Source organism: Streptomyces natalensis ATCC 27448, assembly GCF_000935125.1.
Classification (GTDB): Bacteria; Actinomycetota; Actinomycetes; order Streptomycetales; family Streptomycetaceae; genus Streptomyces; species Streptomyces natalensis.
The window spans coordinates 220,398-238,816 of sequence record NZ_JRKI01000029.1 but is presented as its reverse complement, the minus strand read 5'-3'; the positions used below and the strand labels follow the sequence as shown (position 1 = coordinate 238,816).

At 71.0% G+C, this 18,419-nt stretch carries 13 protein-coding genes; all 13 read right to left on the bottom strand.

Annotated features, from left to right (window positions below; all coding sequences use genetic code 11):
- Nucleotides 1-3: 3 nt before the first annotated feature.
- From SNA_RS20910 to SNA_RS20850, 13 genes are read right to left on the bottom strand one after another with little or no spacing between them, the layout of a single operon-like run.
- Nucleotides 4-651, bottom strand: a complete 648-nt coding sequence (locus tag SNA_RS20910; protein ID WP_030063593.1) for a PIG-L deacetylase family protein — start codon at nucleotides 649-651, stop codon at nucleotides 4-6.
- Nucleotides 648-1,442 (bottom strand): sugar phosphate nucleotidyltransferase, encoded by a 795-nt coding sequence (locus SNA_RS20905; RefSeq protein WP_030063592.1) that lies wholly within the window; start codon nucleotides 1,440-1,442, stop codon nucleotides 648-650. Before SNA_RS20905 ends, SNA_RS20910 begins: the two co-directional genes overlap by 4 nt.
- Nucleotides 1,443-1,455: 13 nt before the next feature.
- On the bottom strand, nucleotides 1,456-2,691 hold the full coding sequence (locus SNA_RS20900; protein ID WP_044366173.1) for a class I SAM-dependent methyltransferase: 1,236 nt from the start codon (nucleotides 2,689-2,691) through the stop codon (nucleotides 1,456-1,458).
- Nucleotides 2,688-3,896, bottom strand: a complete 1,209-nt coding sequence (locus tag SNA_RS20895) for a glycosyltransferase (protein ID WP_030063589.1) — start codon at nucleotides 3,894-3,896, stop codon at nucleotides 2,688-2,690. The genes SNA_RS20900 and SNA_RS20895 overlap by 4 nt, the downstream gene beginning before the upstream one ends.
- A gap of 2 nt (nucleotides 3,897-3,898) precedes the next feature.
- Nucleotides 3,899-5,131: a membrane protein gene (locus tag SNA_RS20890; RefSeq protein ID WP_030063587.1), complete on the bottom strand. Its 1,233-nt coding sequence runs from the start codon at nucleotides 5,129-5,131 to the stop codon at nucleotides 3,899-3,901.
- 1 nt (nucleotide 5,132) lies between these two features.
- On the bottom strand, nucleotides 5,133-6,668 hold the full coding sequence (locus tag SNA_RS20885) for a right-handed parallel beta-helix repeat-containing protein (protein ID WP_078970064.1): 1,536 nt from the start codon (nucleotides 6,666-6,668) through the stop codon (nucleotides 5,133-5,135).
- A gap of 11 nt (nucleotides 6,669-6,679) precedes the next feature.
- Nucleotides 6,680-8,668: an alginate lyase family protein gene (locus SNA_RS20880; protein ID WP_030063585.1), complete on the bottom strand. Its 1,989-nt coding sequence runs from the start codon at nucleotides 8,666-8,668 to the stop codon at nucleotides 6,680-6,682.
- A complete protein-coding gene (locus SNA_RS20875) occupies nucleotides 8,665-10,872 on the bottom strand; it encodes a bi-domain-containing oxidoreductase (protein ID WP_044366169.1) in 2,208 nt (735 codons plus the stop codon). The genes SNA_RS20880 and SNA_RS20875 overlap by 4 nt, the downstream gene beginning before the upstream one ends.
- 26 nt (nucleotides 10,873-10,898) lie before the next feature.
- Nucleotides 10,899-12,824 carry an asparagine synthase (glutamine-hydrolyzing) gene (asnB, locus tag SNA_RS20870; protein ID WP_044366167.1) on the bottom strand — a complete coding sequence of 642 codons (1,926 nt, stop codon included), beginning with the start codon at nucleotides 12,822-12,824 and terminating at the stop codon, nucleotides 10,899-10,901.
- A gap of 3 nt (nucleotides 12,825-12,827) precedes the next feature.
- On the bottom strand, nucleotides 12,828-14,348 hold the full coding sequence (locus SNA_RS20865) for a Wzz/FepE/Etk N-terminal domain-containing protein (RefSeq protein ID WP_044366165.1): 1,521 nt from the start codon (nucleotides 14,346-14,348) through the stop codon (nucleotides 12,828-12,830).
- Nucleotides 14,345-15,745, bottom strand: coding sequence for a Wzz/FepE/Etk N-terminal domain-containing protein (locus SNA_RS20860; protein ID WP_044366164.1), 1,401 nt, complete (start codon nucleotides 15,743-15,745; stop codon nucleotides 14,345-14,347). Before SNA_RS20860 ends, SNA_RS20865 begins: the two co-directional genes overlap by 4 nt.
- Nucleotides 15,742-17,004, bottom strand: coding sequence for a glycosyltransferase family 4 protein (locus SNA_RS20855; RefSeq protein ID WP_044366162.1), 1,263 nt, complete (start codon nucleotides 17,002-17,004; stop codon nucleotides 15,742-15,744). Before SNA_RS20855 ends, SNA_RS20860 begins: the two co-directional genes overlap by 4 nt.
- Before the next feature lie 52 nt (nucleotides 17,005-17,056).
- Nucleotides 17,057-18,388, bottom strand: coding sequence for a nucleotide sugar dehydrogenase (locus SNA_RS20850; RefSeq protein WP_030063577.1), 1,332 nt, complete (start codon nucleotides 18,386-18,388; stop codon nucleotides 17,057-17,059).
- Nucleotides 18,389-18,419: the final 31 nt, after the last annotated feature.

The following is an 18,419-nucleotide window of genomic DNA, read 5'->3' as shown; positions in this document are numbered from 1 at the left end:
GGTTCATTCCCCCAGGTTGAGAGTGAGTTTGGTGACGGCGAACGCCTCGGCGTAGCGCGCGTGGCATTCGATGCCGCGGATCCGTGCAAGACCGAGGAAGGCTTCCCGGTCGTACCAGGGCCGGTGCCGCTGCGAGGGGTAGTGCTCCTGTAGCAGCCGCACCTTTTGTTCGGCGATCTCCGGCGAGAGCGGCTGGTACGCCGCCGGACGGCCGAGATCGCCGTCCCATTTGACGATCTCGTAGCCGAGCACGAGATGGTCGCGGAATGCGGTGGGTATCAGCTGAGCCAGGCCGCGGTGATCCTGGTGCGCGTCATCCGTGCGCGGGGCCAGGATCAGATCCGGCTCGGTCCGCTCGCGCAGTTCCTCGACCGCGGCCTTGGCCTCCTCCCAGTGGACGGGCATCCGGCCGTCCGGCAACTTCAGTACGGTCAGGCGCAGTTCGGCGCCCGGACAGAAGGCGGCGAGCGCGGCCTGCTCCTCCTGCTCGCGTGCGCTGCCGCCGCCGGAGAGCACCAGCGCGTCGATGCGGATACCCGGCCTCGCGCGGCACATCGTCAGGATCGTGCCGCCGGCGCCGATGGCGATGTCGTCGCAGTGCGCGCCTACCGCGACGATCCGGTCCAGGCGCCCGGCCCCGAGCCGGATCACGCGCTCACCCCGGCGTGGTCCCGTTCCCACACGGCCCACGGGCGGTCGCCCCGGGCGTAGGCGGTGTCGAGCGCGGCCCGCTCCTTCACGGTGTCGGTCGGCTTCCAGAATCCGCGGTGCTGATGCGCCACCAACCGGCCGCGCTTGGCGAGTTGGGCGCATCCGTCGGCGACCAGGTCCCCGTTCTCCGGTATGTGGTCGAAGACCTCCTGACGGAGCACGAAGTAGCCGCCGTTCTCCCACAGCGGCAGTTCACTCACCGCGGTGATGCCGCCCACGAGGCCGTCCTCGCCCAACTCCACGCAGTGGAACGAGGATTGGGGCGGCACCACCATCATCGACGCACCGGCCTCGCGCCGGGTGAAGTTCTCGATCATCTCCGGCAGCGGGGCGTCGGTGAGCACGTCGGCGTAGTTGGCGAGGAACATCTCGTCGCCCTCCAGGTGGTGCCGCACCCGGCGCAGCCGCTCCCCGATCGGCGACTCGACGCCCGTCTGCGCGAACGTGATCGTCCAGTCGGAGATGTCAGTGGACAGCAGCTCGGGCCGCCCGCCCCGCAGCACGAAGTCGTTGGACGTCGTCTCCTCGTAGTTGAGGAAGAAGTTCTTGATGTGGTGGGCGCCGTAGCCGAGGCACAGGATGAACTCCGTGTGCCCGAAGTGCGCGTAGTAGCGCATGACGTGCCAGATCAGCGGCCGGGGCCCGACCATCGCCATGGGCTTGGGGACGTCGTCGGCGGCGCCGCTGCGCATCCGCATTCCGTAGCCGCCGCAGAACAGGACGACCTTCATGCTGCTACCTCTTTCACGACGCGACCTCGACAATGCTCAGTTCCGGGATGGGGAAGACCAGTCGGCCGCCCCACTCGTGCACGTACGACAGCTGCTCGACGAGTTCGGCCCGCAGGTTCCACGGCAGGACGAGGACGTAGTCCGGCTTGTCGGCGGCGATCTGCTCGGGCGCCAGGATCGGGATACGGGTGCCCGGGGTGAACCTGCCGTGCTTGTACGGGTTGCGGTCGACCGTGTACGCGAGCAGGTCGGGCCGGATGCCGCAGTGGTTGAGCAGGGTGTTGCCCTTGCCGGGGGCGCCGTAGCCGACGACGGACTTGCCCTGCTCGGCCGCCTCGATGAGGAACTTCAGCAGGTCCCGGCGCACCTTGGCCACACGGGCTGCGAACTCCGCGTACCCGGACAGCTCCTGAAGACCGGCGGCCTTCTCCCTGGCCAGCACGTCCGCGACCTGCTGCGAGGGCTCACCGGACACCTCGACCGGCCGGGCCCACAGCCGGATGGAGCCACCGTGCGTGGGCAGCAACTCGACGTCCACGAGCGCGAGTCCGCCGCTCTCGAGCGCCCGGATCGCGGACGCGACCGTGTAGTACTGGAAGTGCTCGTGGTAGATCGTGTCGTACTGGTTCTCCTCGATCAGGGTCAGCAGGTGCTGCACCTCGATGGAGACCCAGCCGTCGTCGGCTACCAGGGCGCGCAGCCCCCGGGTGAACCCGACGACGTCGGGGATGTGCGCGTACACGTTGTTGGCCACGACCAGGTCGGCCGGGCCGTGCTCGGTGCGGACGGCCGAGCCGGTGTCCGGGCTCAGGAACTCCGTGAGCGTGGGCACACCCGCGTCCCGCGCCGCGGCGCCGACGTTCACCGACGGCTCGATGCCGAGGCAGCGGATCCCCCGGTCCACCATGTGCCGCAGCAGGTACCCGTCGTTGCTCGCGACCTCGACCACGAAGGCGTCGGGGCCGAGAGCAAGGCGCGCTGCGGCGTCGGCGACGAACGTGCGCGCGTGCTCCACCCAGGAGGTCGAGTAGGAGGAGAAGTACGCGTACTGCGTGAACGTCACCTCCGGCGTGATCAGCGGCGGGATCTGCGCCAGCCAGCAGTCGGTGCAGACCCGCAGGTGCAGCGGGTACGCCGGTTCCGGTTGGTCCAGTTGGTCCGCGGCGAGAAAGCTCTCACATGGTGGCGTCGCCCCGAGATCGACGACGCTCGCCATCGCCTCCGAGCCGCAGAGTCGGCATCGTGTCATTTACTGCCCCCCATTGATTCCGTCCGACCCGCGATCGCGGTGCGGTACTCCTCCACCAGGCGCTCCAGCCCGACGGACGGGCTGAAACCCTGCTCGTAACGGCGCCGGGCCGCCTGGCCCATCTCCCGGTTGCGGGCCGGCTCGGCCGCGATCCGGCGTATGCAGGACGCGAGCGAGGCGGGCTCGCCCGGCCGGTGCAGCAGCCCGGTCACCCCGTCCTCGACGAGTTCGACGAAGGCGCCGTGACCGGCGGCGACGGTCGGGACCCCCGCCGCCATCGCCTCCACGACCACTAGGCCGAACGCCTCCAGCCACGTCGAGGGAGCCACCACGGCGACCGACCGCGCGACGGCCTGACGGCACTGAGCCGTGTCGTACAGGCCGACGTAGCGCACGTCGTCCCGGCCCGCCGCCCAGGCGGTCACCTCTTGCTCCAGTGGCCCCGCGCCGGCGATCGCGAGCGGTACGCCCACACCCCCGTCCGCGGCGATCTCGTCCCACGCGGCCATGAGCAGCCGTACGCCCTTGGCCTCCGCGAGCCGGCCGAGATAGAGCAGATGCTCGCCTGCGCCCGCTCGGCGGGTGTCCGGGTCGGGCACGAAGTTGTGCTTCACCGCCAGCCGCTCGGGTGGCATGCCGGCCCGCACCAGGACGTCGCGCTGTGCCGCGGAGATGCAGAGGAACCGCTCCACGCCGGACCACCACCGCCGCCGGTTGACCGACAGGCTGACCGCGAGCGGTACCGTCGCCAGCCGGGAGCTCCGGTAGCAGCCGTGCCGGACGGCGGGCAGCGGCGCGGACCCTACGCACTCGGTGCACGGCCGGCCGTCCCGCTGGAGCGTGCCGGGCGGGCAGATCTGGGTGTAGTTGTGCAGCGTGGCGACGGCGGGCACGCCGGCGTCGGCGCAGGCGGCCAGCACCGCCGGCGACAGGAGCGGGAAGACGTTGTGGACGTGGACGATGTCCGGCCGCTCGGTGCGCAGCCGGGCGGCAAGTTCCGTGCGGACCGCCGGGTTCCACGGCACAAGGAGCGGCACCGCGGCCTTGGCCAGGAGGGACCGGGCGGCGATGTCGTCGCTGCGCCGCTCGAACACCTCGACCCGGTGGCCGGCCGCGCGCAGCAGCGCCACCTCCTGGTCGACGACCTTGTTCTCCCCACTTGGCTGCGCCGAGGCGTAGCGGTTGTGCACCACGAGGACATGCATGCTCAGGTCACCTCCGATCTCTGGGCCCAGCTCGGGATGTGCCGCCCAGGGACTTCGGGCGGCGAAGGGGAAGCGGCCGCGGCAGATGACGCAAGCAGTGCGGCGGCCAGGGCCAGATGCAGCAGATACGGCGAGGCGTCGCCAAGCCCGGCCTCGGTGTACGAGGCGATCGCGCAGTAGCTGATCAGGAAGATGGCGCAGGCCCTCGGCAGCGACGGCGGCCGCAACAGCGCGACGCCGCCCAGCACGATGATGATCGCCGCGACGAGGGCGACGCCGATCAGACCCTGCTCGTTGTAAACGGCCAGCCAGCTGTTGTCGATCGGCAGCCCGCCGAACGACTTGTCGCCCAGGCCCACGCCGAACACCTTCTCCGAGGTCGACCGGGGCGCAGTCAGCAGGGCGTCCCAGACCTTGGCCCTACCGGTGAGGTTGGAGAAGTTCTCCTGGCTCTGTCCGCGCAGGAACCACGCCTGGAGCGCGGAGGCGAACCCCACCGCGGCCACCGTGACGCTCAGCACCGCCCAGGTGAAGAACCGCCGGGCGGCGGCGCTGGTCAGGAGGAGCGAGCCGATCGCCAACGCCAGCCCGATGAGCAGGCCGAGCGTGGCCGTGCGGGTATGGGTCAACGCGAGCAGGACGAGTGACGGCACGATGACCACCGCCGCGCCGGCCCTGTCGGTCCGGCGGCCCAGTACGAGCAGCACGGTGAGCCCGGTGATCACCGCGGCGTACTGTCCGATCTGCGGCGGGGTGAGGGGCCACAACGCGCCGACGAGGCGTCCGCCGTAGAGGTCGGGCAGGGCCGCGCCCGGTGAGACGACCAGGCCGGCGGCCACCGACCCGAGCACCGCGAAGTACATCCGGATGTGGTGCCGGACGAACGTCAGGCCGCCGTCCCACCAGCGGCTGAGCAGCCACAGCGTGCCGACGAAGAGAGCCAGCCGGAAGCAGCGGAACAGTGCGCCGAATCCGGACTCCAGGTGCGCGCTGGAGATCACGCTCGTCACCAGGAGCAGGGTGAGCAGGAACACGTAAGCACTGGCGCGGATGCGCAGCCGGAGATTGACCGCGAGCGCCAGCGCGAACGCGGCGACCAGCGCGCCCATGGTGACCATCTGGATGAGGGAGCGGGGCAGCGGGATGATGGTCTTCGCCCCGGCGGAGCCGAGCGTGTTGAGGACCAGCAGCCCCCAGACCGTCCCGGCGATCTTCGGCGGGTGGTCCGCGCCCATCTCAACCACCGTCCCGTGCACGGAAGGTGCTGCCCGCGTCCTGCCGGTACGGTGTGCCCTGCCACTGCCCGAAGTCGAGTACCCGGCTGGGGTCGTGGGCGATGAACTTCCACGGCCCGAGGTAGACGTTGTCGTGCCAGCGGTTGTGCTGGTCGCGGGTGATCGCCTCGGCCACCCGTTCGCCCTGGTACGGCGACCAGTCCGGATAGGTGCCGTAGTTGGCCAGCACCGCCATGCGGTCGCACTTCTCCGTGCACTTGACGACGGACGTGTCCAGCACGAAGCGGTTGTCGTGGATGTCCACCCGCTGGGTCTTCCACCGGCAGTCGGCGTAGAGCGGCGCGGTGGCGATCGCCCGCTTCACACAGCGGTCGGTGTCCCGCACCAGCAAAGTGCAGTCACCGGAGGAGGTGTTGGCCGGGCTGTTGCAGAACCGGTCGGCGTTTTCCCACAGGGTGATCCCGGACCAGTTGTTCTCCAGCACGTTCCGGTAGATCTCGATCTTGCCGGTGCGGGCTGGGATCCGTGGTTCGCCGCCGGACTCGGACAGGTAGACGGTCGCGAACGGGAAGGTGTCGCCGCGGTCGGCTGCCCTGCGGCCCTCGACCCAGTTGTTCCGCCGGATCGCGTTGTTCCGGATGACCGCGTTGTAGCTGGTCTCGTAGATCAGCGCGGCACCGTCGTTGGCCTCGATCACGTTGTTCTCGATGCGGAAGTCGTTGTTGTTGGTGTCCGCCCACAACCCTGTTCCGCGGTTGTCGTGCACCCAGTTGCCGCGTACGTCGGCGCCGTCGACGGCCCAGAACTTCACGCCTCCGGTGCAGCCGCAGCCCGGGTTACGCCGCTCCCAGTCGCCGGTGTTGTTGCCCACGATCTCGTTGCCCTCGACCACCAGGCCGCCGATACGGCCTTTGTTCTTGTACGCGTTCATGCCGTACTGGCCGTTGCCGCGCAGGCAGCTGGCGCGGACCCGCTGGCGGGCACCGGCCATCAGCCCGGCGCCGGAGTTGTGCTGGATCGTCGCGTACTCGATCACCCACCCGTCGGCCGAGTCATGGTTGACCACGCCCTCGTTCTGCGGCGCGACGAAACCCCGCACGGTCAGGTAGCGGAGGGTGACATTGCGGGCGGTACCGCCGAACGCGTACTGGTTCTTCTTCCGGCCGTCGAGCACCGCGCCCGGCGCACCGAGGTAGCGGTCCCCCGTCTTGGGAATGACCTGGGCGTAGCGGTCCGGATCGAGCCTGTGCTTGCCGGGTCGAAGCCAGAACGTGGTGTTCGGGGGGCTGCTCTTGGTCTTCGCCGCCAGGTCACCGACCACCGCGGGGTCGACCGTCACCGCACCCGCCGGCGCCTTCACCGGCCCGGCCGCGGGCTTGGCGCACACCCGTGCCACGGGCGTGGACGGCGCCCCCGACACGGACGGCGTACCGGCCGCCTTCGCCGGGGCGTCCGGCGGGCACGTACAGCCGGTCGCAGCCAGCACGACCAGCGTCGGCAGCGCCACCGGTAACACCCAGTTCCGCCACTTCCTCACCACACGTCCCCCTAGCCGCGGAATCTGAGCACGGTGGTGAACCCCGCCGCGCCGTCGGGGAAACCGGTGCCGACCAGCGTGGTGGTGGGTTCCTTGCGCCCGAAGCCGGGGGAGTACCAGCCCAGCATGGGGTATCCCCTGCTCGAAGAGCTTGGGGAAGGATCGGTCTCGCCGCGGTGCGCCCGCCAGGTCAGCTGCCCGGGCAGGTCGAGCACCGCGGAGCGTTCCTCGCCGTCCCGGATCCAGGTGAGCTGTGCCCGGTTCCCCGCCAGGTCCGCGGCGATCGCCGGGCCGAGGTGGAACGCCAGCCGCACGGCCCGGCGCGGGCCGCACACCTCGTCGACCACCCTCAACTCCTGGCTCGCGGCCGTCAGTTCCACCCGGCGGCGGTGCACGGAGGGCCGGTAGCCGTCGTGCTCGGCGCACCAACGGGCCACACCCTCACCGGATGGGTCCGCGACCAGCACGCGGCTGGGGGCATGCCGGGTCCACAGGAACGGGCCGCCGGAGACGGACTGGTCACCGCCGTCCCATTGCAGGGTGTTGTGGGCGAGGGTCGACCGGAAGTACTGCCGCCACTCGGGCTGCCCGTGATAGCAGTACGTCCCCGGGTCGGCGAGCACGTCGACCCCGTCGTGCCGGACCTCCACGGACAGCGCGTCCGCATGGGCATGCGCGGCGATGGACAGGAAACCGTGCGGACCACCGTCGCAGCGGCACCAGATCTCCTCCGGACCGCGCAGGATGGTCATACCCGCGTCGGCGAAGTGGCCCGGTCGGCTTGCCGGGCGGGCCACCGCCGGTGCGGTTCCCTTTGCCGCGTAAGGCCGGATGAGCGCGGCCAGCAGCGCGGTGCGCACATCGGTGCCGGTCACCGTCGGCCACCAGGCGAGCCGGCCGAACACGGCGTCCCCGGTGGCCAGCAGCGAGGCCCAGCGGTCGGTGCCCGCGCCGTCCAGGACCAGACCGTGCCCGTCGTCCGCGTCCCCCTGGCGCGGCGGCCGCAGCCGGTTGTCCACGATGGCCGCGAGCGCGTCGGTCATCCGTAGCAGCACAAGGCGGACGGACGCGGGGACCGGCACACCGACGGCGTCCGCCTCGGCCACCGCGGCCAGGCCGAGTTCCAGCACGAGGCCGTGATACTCGGTGGCCAGCTCGCGGTTGAGGCCGGAGTGGAAGGTGTTGCTGCGCAGATGCCGCTCCAGCGACCGCAGCGCGCCGGCCCGCCAGCGCGCCGAGGAGGGGAACCACCCGAACGCGCAGGCCGCGGCGAACTGCCCGGCGGCCTCGGCGATGACGTGGTTGTTCGCCGAAGATCCCCGGCTGGGGAAGGCGGCCAGCCAGCGCTGGTGGTGCCAGATCTGGTTCAGCGCCACCGGGTTGTCCTCGAACAGCCCGGCCGCGCCCGGCCAGCCGTCGAGCAACCGGCGGATCCACACCCAGGACAGCAGCCGGATGCCCAGCTCGATGCCGCTGACCCAATGGACGCCGCACAGCGGTGGGTTGGCCGCCCACCACGACCGCAGGTGCTCGGCCACCCGCCCGGCGTACCGCTCGTTCCCGGTGATCGCGTAGGCGGCGGCGAGCACGGTGAGGTACTGATGCCGGGACAGCTCCCAGATCTGCTTGATGTCCCCGACCGCGTCCTCGTTGCGGTACGGCACGTCGAAGGCGTAGCCCCGCGGAGCCCGGCGCCCGGTCTTCGGGTCGCGCCACCAGTCCGGTGCGGCCAGGTCGTCGCGGACCACCCCGAAATACTCGGCGTGCCCGTCCATCAGCCGGTCCGCCTCGGCGATGAGGCGTTTCGCGGCGTCGGGAGGTATGGCGGCGATGGTCCCGGCGGGCAGTACCGCGGTGAACCGGGCGCCGGTCACCCTCGGGCAGTCCGGCCGCGCCGACCGCCACCGCCGCCTGCGCACCGCGTCGCCCACCCGGCCGCCGACCTCCCGCGGTCCCATCCGGGACAGCCGCCGCAGGTACCAGCCCGCGCTCATGGTCATCGCGTCCTCGCCAACGTCACCGGCGCACCGCCGGCCAGGCCGGTCTGCACGGCGAGGGTGGCCGCCGTGGTGGCGACCAGCGACTCCAGCGGCACCGGCATCGGCCCGCCGGTCCGAACGGCCTTGATGAACGAGGCCAGTTCGGCGTTCTGGCCCTTGTCCCGGGCCTTGGGCAGCCGCGAACTGACCCAGCGCTTCTGGCCGACTGTGCCATCCAAAAACACCGAGGCACGGACGAAGTCGTCGAGCCGCAGCGCACGGCCGTCCGCGACCAGATCGAGCGTCTCCTTGGGGAAGCCGGCCGGCCCGGTGGTGACGTAGCTGATGGTGGCGGTGGACCCGTCCGGGTAGCGCAGCACGACCTGGAGGTCCTCGTTGCCGGACGTGGCGACCGCGTACACCGATACCGGGTCGGCCCCGAGCAGCCAGCTCGCCGTGTCGATGAAGTGTCCGCCCTCGCCGACGAACCGCGAGCCCTCGGTGCCTTGTCGGAGGTACCAGCTGCCGTGCTGCAACCGGCCCGCGTTGACCAGGTAGCGGAGGTGCGCCGGACCGGTCCGGGCGCCGAACCGCTTCCTGGCCTCCTCCAGCAGCGGCGCGAACCGGCGGTTGAAGCCCACCTGTAGCCGGTCGTTGCCGGACTCCTCCACCGCCGCGAGCACGCCGGCCAGTTCGTCCTCGGTGAGGGCCAGGGGCTTCTCCACGAACACGGTCTTGCCGGCCAGCAGGGCCCGTCGGGTCAGTTCGGCGTGGGAGCTGTGCCGGGTGACGACGAACACCGCGTCGATGGACGTGTCGCCGAGTACGGCGTCGAGGTCGGTGGTCGCCTCGGCGAAGCCGAACTTCCGCTTCGCGTTGGCCGCGGACAGCGCCGTCGTGGTGACGACCGTCGACAATGCGACGCCGTCGCGCTGTGCCAGGTGTGGCAGCAGCATCGACGTCGCATAGTTTCCCGCGCCGACGAACGCGAGGCGCAGGGGCGACTTGGCGGCCCTGGCCGGGGTGGACGCCGGGCCGCTGCGTGCTTTCACCGCGGGCACGGCCACCGTAGGAGCCTCCGCTTCCCCCTCGTCTCCCGCGCGTTCGGGGTACCGGAACAGCACGGCCACGGCCTTCAGGTCGCCGTCCTTCAGGCGCTGGTACGTCTCGACGGCGTCGTCGAAGTCGGCGACGTGGGAGACCAGGGGCTCCACGTCGACGCGGCCGCGGGCGAGGAGATCGAGGAAACACGCCAGGTTGCGGCGCTCGGTCCAGCGCACATAGCCGATCGGGTAGTCCCGCCCTTCGAGCTCGTACGAAGGGTCGTAGCGCCCGGGACCGTACGAGCGCGAGAACCGGACGTCGAGCTCCTTCTCGTAGTACGCGTTCCACGGCAGGTCCAGGCGGCACTTGCCGATGTCGACGACCCGGCCGCGGTCCCGGCAGAGCCGGGCGGCCAGCTCGACGGGCTGATTGCTGCCGCCGCCGGCGGCCAGGTACACCTGGTCCACGCCATGACCGTCGGTGAGTTCGGCGACGGCGGCTTCCACGGCCGCGGACGCGGGATCGCCGCAGGCCGCGGCGCCCAGGCGTTCGGCGAGTTCGCAGCGTGCCGGGTCGGGGTCGGCGCCGACGACGCGGACTCCCGAGGCGGCGAGGAGCTGCACCACCAGCTGACCGATCAGGCCGAGGCCGATGACCAGCGCCACGTCGCCGAGCTGTGGCTCGCCGCGGCGCACGCCCTGCATCGCGATCGACCCGACGGTGCCGAAGGCCGCGTGCCGCGGCGCGAGGCCGTCCGGCACCCGGGCGTAGAGGTTCTTCGGCACCCAGTTCAGCTCGGCGTGCAACGCGTGCTCATTGCCGGCGCAGGCCACGAGGTCGCCGACCTTCACCTCGTCGATCCCGGTGCCGACCTGCTCGACCACCCCGCACAGCGAGTAGCCCAGCGGCGTGTAGGAGTCCAGCTTGCCCATCACCTTGCGGTAGGTGGCGGGCACCCCGTTGGTGGCCACGCTCTGCATGACCTTGGCCACCTGGTCCGGCCGGGAGCGGGCCTTGCCCAGCATCGACATGCCGGCCTCGGACACCTTCATCAGCTCGGTCCCGGTGGAGATCAGCGAGTAGGCGCTGCGGACCAGTACACCGCCCGGCTTGCACCCCGGCACCGGCACGTCGAGCACCGCCAGCTCACCGCTCTTGTAGTTCTGTACAACCTGTTTCACCCGAACTCCTCTGATTCCTAACCGGTTTACCGAGTGCTCTGGCCGGACCCAGAGGTCGCGTCGCGATACCAGTACTCAAGGGTCAGCACATGCCACAGATGCTTGGAGAAGTCCCGCTGCCCGGCGGCGTCCTCGGCGACCATCCGCGCCAGCGCGTCGCGGCGCAGGAACCCGGAGCGGACGAGCAGGCCGTCGTTGACCACCTCGCGCACCAGCGGTGCCAGATCCCGGCTCATCCAGGCCCGCAGCGGGGCGCTGAACAGGCCCTTGGGCCGGTACACGATCTCCCGGGGCAGGACCGAGGTGGCCGCCTCCTTGAGGACGGCCTTGCCCTGCCGTCCGACGATCTTGCGATCACCGGGCACGGCGAACGCCGCCTTGACCACCTCGACGTCCACGTACGGCACCCGCACCTCGGTCGACGCGGCCATGCTCGACCGGTCCGTGTAGGCGAGGTTCAGGCCCGGCAGGAACATCCGCGCGTCGCCCAGGCACATGCGGTTGACGAAGTCGTCGAGGTCGTTGTCCCGGTAGATGTCCGCATGCTCGGTCAGCACGTCCTCGACGGTCCCGGCCAGGTCCGGATCGACCAGTGCGAGCAGCTCGTCCTGGTCGTACATGGTGTAGCTGCGCCGGAACGCGGTCTCCTCCGGCAGATCGGCGAAGGAGAGGAACCGCTTCGCGAAGCGCACCGACCGGTACCCCCGGCGGGACGTGGCGACCGGCAGCCGGTCCACGGCCCTGGAGAGGCCGTGCCGCAGGGGCCGCGGGACGCGCTGGTAGCGCAGCGCGAGCAGGTTGGCCAGGTGCTTGCGGTACCCGGCGAACAATTCGTCGGCGCCCATCCCCGAGAGCATCACCTTGACCCCGGCCTCCCGGGCGGCCGAGCAGATCAGGAAGGTGTTGATCGCGGCGGGGTCGCCGATCGGCTCGTCCAGGTGGTACGTCATCCGCGGCAGCAGGTCGAGGACGTTCGGAGCGATCTCGATCTCGTGCAGGTCGACGCCGAACCGCTCGGCCACCCGCCGGGCGTAGCGCAGGTCGTCCGGCATCGCCTCGAACTTGGCGTCCTCGGCGCGGAATCCGATCGTGTAAGCGGAGATCCCTGGCTGGTGGCGGGCCGCCAGCGCGGTCAGATAGCTGGAGTCGAGGCCGCCGGAGAGGAAGGTCGCCACGGGTACGTCGGAGAGCAGGTGGCGCCGGGTCGACTCCTCGACGATGGCGGCCACGTCCGGCCGCTCGCCGCTGCGGGCCCGCTCCCGGCCCTCGGCGGCGACGTCCTTCAACTGCCAGAACCGGCCGCGCTCCACCCGGCCGTCGGGCCGGATCCGCAGCCAGCTCCCCGGCGGCAACTTCTCCGCTTCGCGGAACGCGCACCGTGAGTCCGGCACCCAGTAGTACAACAGCGAAGCCACCAGTGCCGCATGGTCCACCTCCAGCAACCCGCCGGTCGCGGCGGCGAGCGCCTTGAGCTCGGAGGCGAACACCAGGCCGCCGCCGCGCCGGAGCAGGAACAGCGGCTTGATGCCCAACTGGTCGCGGGCGAGCACCAGTTCACCGGTGCGCTCGTCGAAGATCCCGAACGCGAACATGCCGCGCAGCCGGGGCAGACAGTCCGTGCCCCAGCGCCGCCAGGACTCCAGCACCACCTCGGTGTCGGAGGTACCGCGGAAACGCACCCCGGCGGCTGCCAGCTCGGCACGCAGCTCGGGCGCGTTGTACAGCTCGCCGTTGTACGTCAGGGCGAGGCCGCCCGAGACCATCGGCTGGGCGCCGGTCCCGGACAGGTCGATGATGGCCAGCCGACGGTGCCCCAGGTGCACTTCGCCGTCACCGGCGGGGTGGTTGTACCGACCCGCCCCGTCCGGACCGCGGTGGGCGAGGGTATCGGTGAGCCGGTCGGTCACGACCTTCCCGTCCGGCCATCGGTACGTGCCTGCGATGCCACACATGTCCTACCGCGCCTCCTGGTCGTTGTCCGGGACCTGTGCGGCCCACATGGGCAGCCGCTCCGTCCGCCGCCGGCCTGTCCCCTTCTGCCGGGCCGACCGCTCGCCATGGCCCCGCAGCGCGATGTGCAGCCCGTCCCACAGCGTGCCGTCGGTCCGGTCCCGCGGATCGGGGTCGATCAGCACCACACCGATCACCGGAATGTCCTGGTCCGCGAGCTGCCGCGCCACGGTGTGCAGCCATGCGGCGCTGCCGTGCCCGGCACGCACGACGAGCACGGTCTGGGTGCCCAGGTACTGGAGGTCGGTCCACGCCGTGCCGGGCGCGACCGAGCCGACGCCGAGCCGGCGCCCCTCGTCCGGAACGGCCGCGGCACGCTCGCCGCTGACCACGGTCGGGCCTCCCGGCTTGGCGCGGTGGCCTGCGAGCTGCGAGCCGGGCAGACCATCGATGACGATCACCGGCCCCTCCGCCGCCAGCGCCCTGGCGACGTTCAGGGCGATCCCGCTCGCGCTGCGGGCACAGCCCAGTTCCAGCAGCGACACCGGTTCCGCGGAGTCGCGCACGGTGCGGGCCAGGGACGCGGTGAGCCGTTCGCGTGCCGCCCGGGTCCGTCGGCGCTGCCACAGCCTGCCCGACCGGCGGGGCAGCTCCGAGATGACCGAGGCGCCCAGGTTCGCCGCGATGTCCCGGCGCAACACGGGGCGGTCCGCCACCACCGTGCCGACCGCGGCCAGCGCGAGCCCTATGACGAGTCCGAGGACGAGCCCGATCGCGGCGTTGGTGCCGGCGGCCTTGGGCAGGGACTGCCGCACCGCGTGCGGGGCGTCCACGATCTGTGTGTCGGTGATGATCCGGGGCGTGCCGAGGCGCGCATCCTCGGCGCGCTGGTCGAAATCGGCGATCCGCGAGGTGAGCTCGGCCCGGCGGGCGAAGAGCGACTCGACGCTCGCCGACGCTTTGGGGTCGTTCCCCGGCGACCGGTCCCCGATCGCCTTGTTGACCTCGGCGAGTTCGCTCTGCATGTCGTCACGCCGGTCGAGCAGGGCCTTGGTATCGGCGTTCGCGGTCTCCCGCATCCGCCTCACATGGTCCGCGACGAACGCATCGGCCAGCGCCTTGGCCCGGGCCACCGCTTCCGCGTCGCTGTCACCCGTCACATCGATTTGCAGCAGGTTGTTGGTCAGGCCGGTGCCCCGGTATTCCCGCATGAAGTCGTCGGCGTTTTCCGGGGACTTGAGGGATCGCAGGGCCTTGTCGGCGATCCGCGTGGTCCCCAGCACCTCGACGTCGGTGCGGATCAGCGTTCCGGTGTCGTTCGGCTGGTCCTCCTGGTGCGCGACCAGCACCTTGGTCACCGCGCTCGGCGCCGGCGGCATCAGGACCGCCACCGCCGCGCCCGCCAGCAGTCCCAGCAGCGCCAGGGAGCACCAGAGGCGGCGGCGTCTGCGCACAGCCGCCACCAGCGCCTGGAGGTCAAGGAGCGGAGTGGCGGCCGACGACTCCGAAGTCGTGCTCGTCGTCACGCTGAACCTCCCGTCACGGGGCCGCGCACCGCGAGTGCCAAAGTGGCCTCGTCCGGGGGACGGTCGGCATTCCGCGTCGGACGGGCCCGGACCGTGCCGGCGACGACGATGCCGACGACCTCATGCCTGCCGTCCGCACAGGCATCGGCGATGCCGGTCAGCTCCTCCGCGGTCCAGCTGCCCGTGCTGAGGACGACCAGGACACCGGACTCGGTGTCGCCGTCCGGCAGCATCGGCCGGTCGACCGAAACCTCCACCACCCGCAGCTTGGGGTATCCCCTGCTCGAAGAGCTTGGGGAAGGATCGCTCTCGGCCTCGGCGACCAGCTGCCCGGCGGCCCGGCGGGCGATCTCGTCGCCGTCCGGTACGACGACCAGCAACCGCCGCGGGGCCGGCAGCTGGTCCCGGAGGCGAGCGCACACCCGCCGGTAGCGGATCCGCCTGCCGGCCTCGTCGCCGGACCTCTGCGGGGCCGGTATGTCCCATCGGGTGTCGACGCCGAGGAGCCGGCGGATCCAGGCCCGTGGGCCACTGCCTTCCGGCCGGTGCGCGCGCCCTTCACCAGGCACGTCGACGGTGCCGAGCAGTGTCGAGCCCAGCGCCGCGGCGATCTCCGGTTCGGTGCACAGCCGGCGATTCATCCGTGCGGCGACGAGATGGCCGATGAGTGCGAGCAGGAAGAACAGCAGGGCCCCGGCGACGATGAGCTGCATCCTCGTCGGCGGCGCCGCGCCGGTCGGCCGGGCTGCCGATCCCATGACGACCATGCCGGCCTTGTTGGCCGCCGGGTCGGCCTCGTCCAGCTTCTTCATGGCCTCTTGCAGCGACGTGCGCAGCTTCTCAAGCGCGGTGCGGGCCTGCACGCTCTCCACGGTCTTCCCCGGATCGGCTGCGTTGGCCAGGTCGGTGATGCGGCGGTTGGTATCCGCCACCTTCTTCCGCAGCGCCTCGGTCCCCGTAGCCGCTTCGGGGTCGGTGCTGCCGCCTGCGATCCGCGTGGCGAAGGTGACGAGTTGCTGGGCAACCTGCTCGGAGAGCTGCTGCGCGTGATCCGGGGTGTCGGCGGTACCCGAGATCTTGATGATGTTTCCGTCGGCGGCCTGGGCGCTCACTTGATCCCGCAGTTCGGCGCCGCTGACCCCGCTCCAGCCGAGCGCGGCGGCCGCCCGGTCGACCACCGCCGAACTGGTCGCGATGTCCACCTGAGTCAGCAGCTCGCGCTCCTCCCACTGCCCCGGCAGCAGTACCGATGCCGACGTCGTGTACCGCGGCGGAAACAGCAGCACCGAGGCGCCGTAGCCGACGAGCGCGCCCGCCACGGCGAGGACGGCGAGAAGCCGCCACCGCCGACGGAGAATCCGTCCGATCGTGACCAGCCGGATCGTGTCCTCACTCAATGGCGCGGCCTCTTCCCCGTACGGAGCGGCCCACGTGCCGACATCGGAGCATGGTCACGGCAGGCAGCGGCGTAGGCGGCGAGCAGCGACGCTTGCGAGTTCCGCCAGGAGAGCGGCCCGCCGATCCGCTCCTGGCCGATCTTGCCCATCCGGGCCCGCTTCTCCGGATCGTCGAGCAGCAGCGCGATGAGCTCGGCGAACTCTGCCTCGTCGTTGGCGGGCGCGTAGACGGCGGCGTCACCGGCGGAGACGCGCGCCTCCCGGAGGTCGAACGAGACGATCGGCCGGCCCATCGCCATGTACTCCAGGACCTTGTTCATGGTCGACACGTCGTTGAGCGGATTGCGCGGGTCGGGGGAGAGGCACACGTCCGCGGTGGACAGGTAGCGCACCAGGTCGGCGTCCGGAATGCGCCCGGTGAACTGCACCTGCTCCCCTAGCCCGAGCTGCCGGGACAGCTCCACCATCGCGTCGAAGGCGTCGCCGGCGCCGACGAACACCGCATGCCAGTCGGTCCGCCCGAGCTTGTCGCGCAGCTCCGCAAGGGCCCGCAAGGCGTAGTCGACGCCGTCCTGAGGGCCCATGACGCCGAGATAACACAGCAGATGAGGCTTGCCGCGCTTCAACTCCGGTTCGGGCGGCACCGGTTGGAACCGCTCGATCGCGGGCGCGCTGCGCACCACGAAGACGTCCTCCGGCCGCTTGCCGCCACGGCGCATCGCGACGTCCCGGTAGCTCTCGTTCGTGGCGAGCACGATGTCCGCGGCCCGGTAGGTCCGCCGTTCCAGCGCGCACACGGCGCGGTAGAGCAGGTCCTCGCCGCGGTCGAACCGGGAGAGGTACAGCTCGGGTACCAGGTCGTGCTGGTCGAAGACGAACCGCGCGCCGCGCCGCTTCAGCCACAGTGCCGGCAGGAACAGCAGGTCGGGCGGGTTGCAGGCGTGGACCACGTCGACCGGGCCGACCTTGCGGGCCAGCCGGGCCGTATGCCACAACGCCGATCCGTACTCCCGCAGGTAGCCGGCCGGTCCTCCGGCGGCCGCGCGCAACGGGTAGCGGTGGATCCGCACCCCGTCGATCACCGCCTCCGGCTCCGTGTCCCGCTTCTCCCCCCGGGGACAGATGACGTGCACCTCCCAGCCCGCGTCGCGCAGCGTTGTGCACTCCTGCCACACCCGCCGGTCGAACGGCACCGACAGGTTCTCCACCAGGATCAGCGCGCGCCGGTCCGACCCGACGCCGCCGGCTGTGTCACCCAACGATGTGTCACCCAACGATGTGTCATCCAACGATGCGTCATCAAACGATGTGTCACCAAGCAAGGCCCACGTACCCCGGTTCGGCCCGGCGCGACTCGGCGTCGGGAAGGCGGATGAGGTCGACGATCAGCGACCCGTCGGCGCCGCCATGGGGCAGCGCCGAAAGGACGGCCGGATCTCTGGTCCCGACCAGGCACACCTCGGCATGCTTGAGCACCTCGTCGACGGAGTCCGCGAGCAGCTGCGCGAGGTGCGGCAGTCGGTTCTCGATGTACTCGCGGTTCGCGCCGAGCAGCCGGGAAAGGCTCACGTTGGCGTCATAGATCTTGAGGTCGTAACCCTTGCCGAAGAGCCGCTCCGCCAGCTCGACGAGCGGGCTCTCACGGAGGTCGTCGGTGCCGGGTTTGAAGGACAGCCCGAACATTCCCACCCGGCGTTTGCCGGTGCGCTCGACCAGCTCCACCGCGCGTTGCAGATGGTCGGAGTTGGAGGGCAGCACATGGGCGAGGATGGGCACCGAGACGTCGGCCCGCTGCGCCGCGTGGACCAGGCTGCGCAGGTCCTTGGGCAGGCAGGAGCCGCCGAAGGCGAAGCCGGGCCGCAGGTAGGCGGGGCTGATGTTCAGCTTGCGGTCGGCCAGGAACACGTCGATCACCTGGTGCGAGTCCACCCCGAGCGCCTGGCACACCGCGCCCAGCTCGTTCGCGAAGCCGATCTTGAGGCCGTGGAACGCGTTGTCCGCATACTTGATGGCCTCGGCCGTCGGGACCGGCACCCGGAACACCTCGCCGGGCAGGCCGTCGTACAGCGCCGCCACCACGTCGCCGCTTGCCGGGTCGAGTTCGCCGATGACGGTCTTGGGCGGGTCGAAGAAGTCCCGCACGCTCGTGCCCTCGCGCAGGAACTCCGGGTTGACCGCGACCCCGAAGTCCACCCCGGTCGTGCCGCCGACGTACTTCTCCAGGATCGGTACCAGCAGGTTCAGGCAGGTGCCCGGCAGCATGGTGCTGCGGAACACGACGGTGTGCCGCCCGCTGCGCCCACCCCGCTCCGCCAGCGCGGCGCCGATCTGCTCGGTGACCCGCTCCAAGTACGTGGTGCACAGGCTGCCGTTGGGCTCCGACGGCGTGCCCACGCAGACCAGCGACACCTCGCTGCCCATGATCGCCTCGCGGACGTCGCGGGTGGCGCGCAACGCTCCGGCCCGCACGACCTCGGCGCTGAGCTCGCCGATCCGTTCCTCGACCACCGGGGCCTTGCCGTCGTTGACCAGGTCGACCTTCACCTGGTTGACGTCCACCCCGATGACCTCGTGACCCATGCTGGCCAGGCACGCGGCCGACACGCAGCCCACGTAACCGAGCCCGAAGACGCTTACTCTCACGACTCGTTCCTCCCCCCAGGCAGGCCCCTGC

Excerpts from the sequence above, each read along its gene's own strand:
- SNA_RS20905 (WP_030063592.1), bottom strand. The coding sequence starts at position 1,442 with ATGAAGGTCGTCCTGTTCTGCGGCGGCTACGGAATGCGGATGCGCAGC.
- SNA_RS20900 (WP_044366173.1), bottom strand. The coding sequence starts at position 2,691 with ATGACACGATGCCGACTCTGCGGCTCGGAGGCGATGGCGAGCGTCGTC.
- SNA_RS20895 (WP_030063589.1), bottom strand. The coding sequence starts at position 3,896 with ATGCATGTCCTCGTGGTGCACAACCGCTACGCCTCGGCGCAGCCAAGT.
- SNA_RS20890 (WP_030063587.1), bottom strand. The coding sequence starts at position 5,131 with ATGGGCGCGGACCACCCGCCGAAGATCGCCGGGACGGTCTGGGGGCTG.
- SNA_RS20880 (WP_030063585.1), bottom strand. The coding sequence starts at position 8,668 with ATGACCATGAGCGCGGGCTGGTACCTGCGGCGGCTGTCCCGGATGGGA.
- asnB (WP_044366167.1), bottom strand. The coding sequence starts at position 12,824 with ATGTGTGGCATCGCAGGCACGTACCGATGGCCGGACGGGAAGGTCGTG.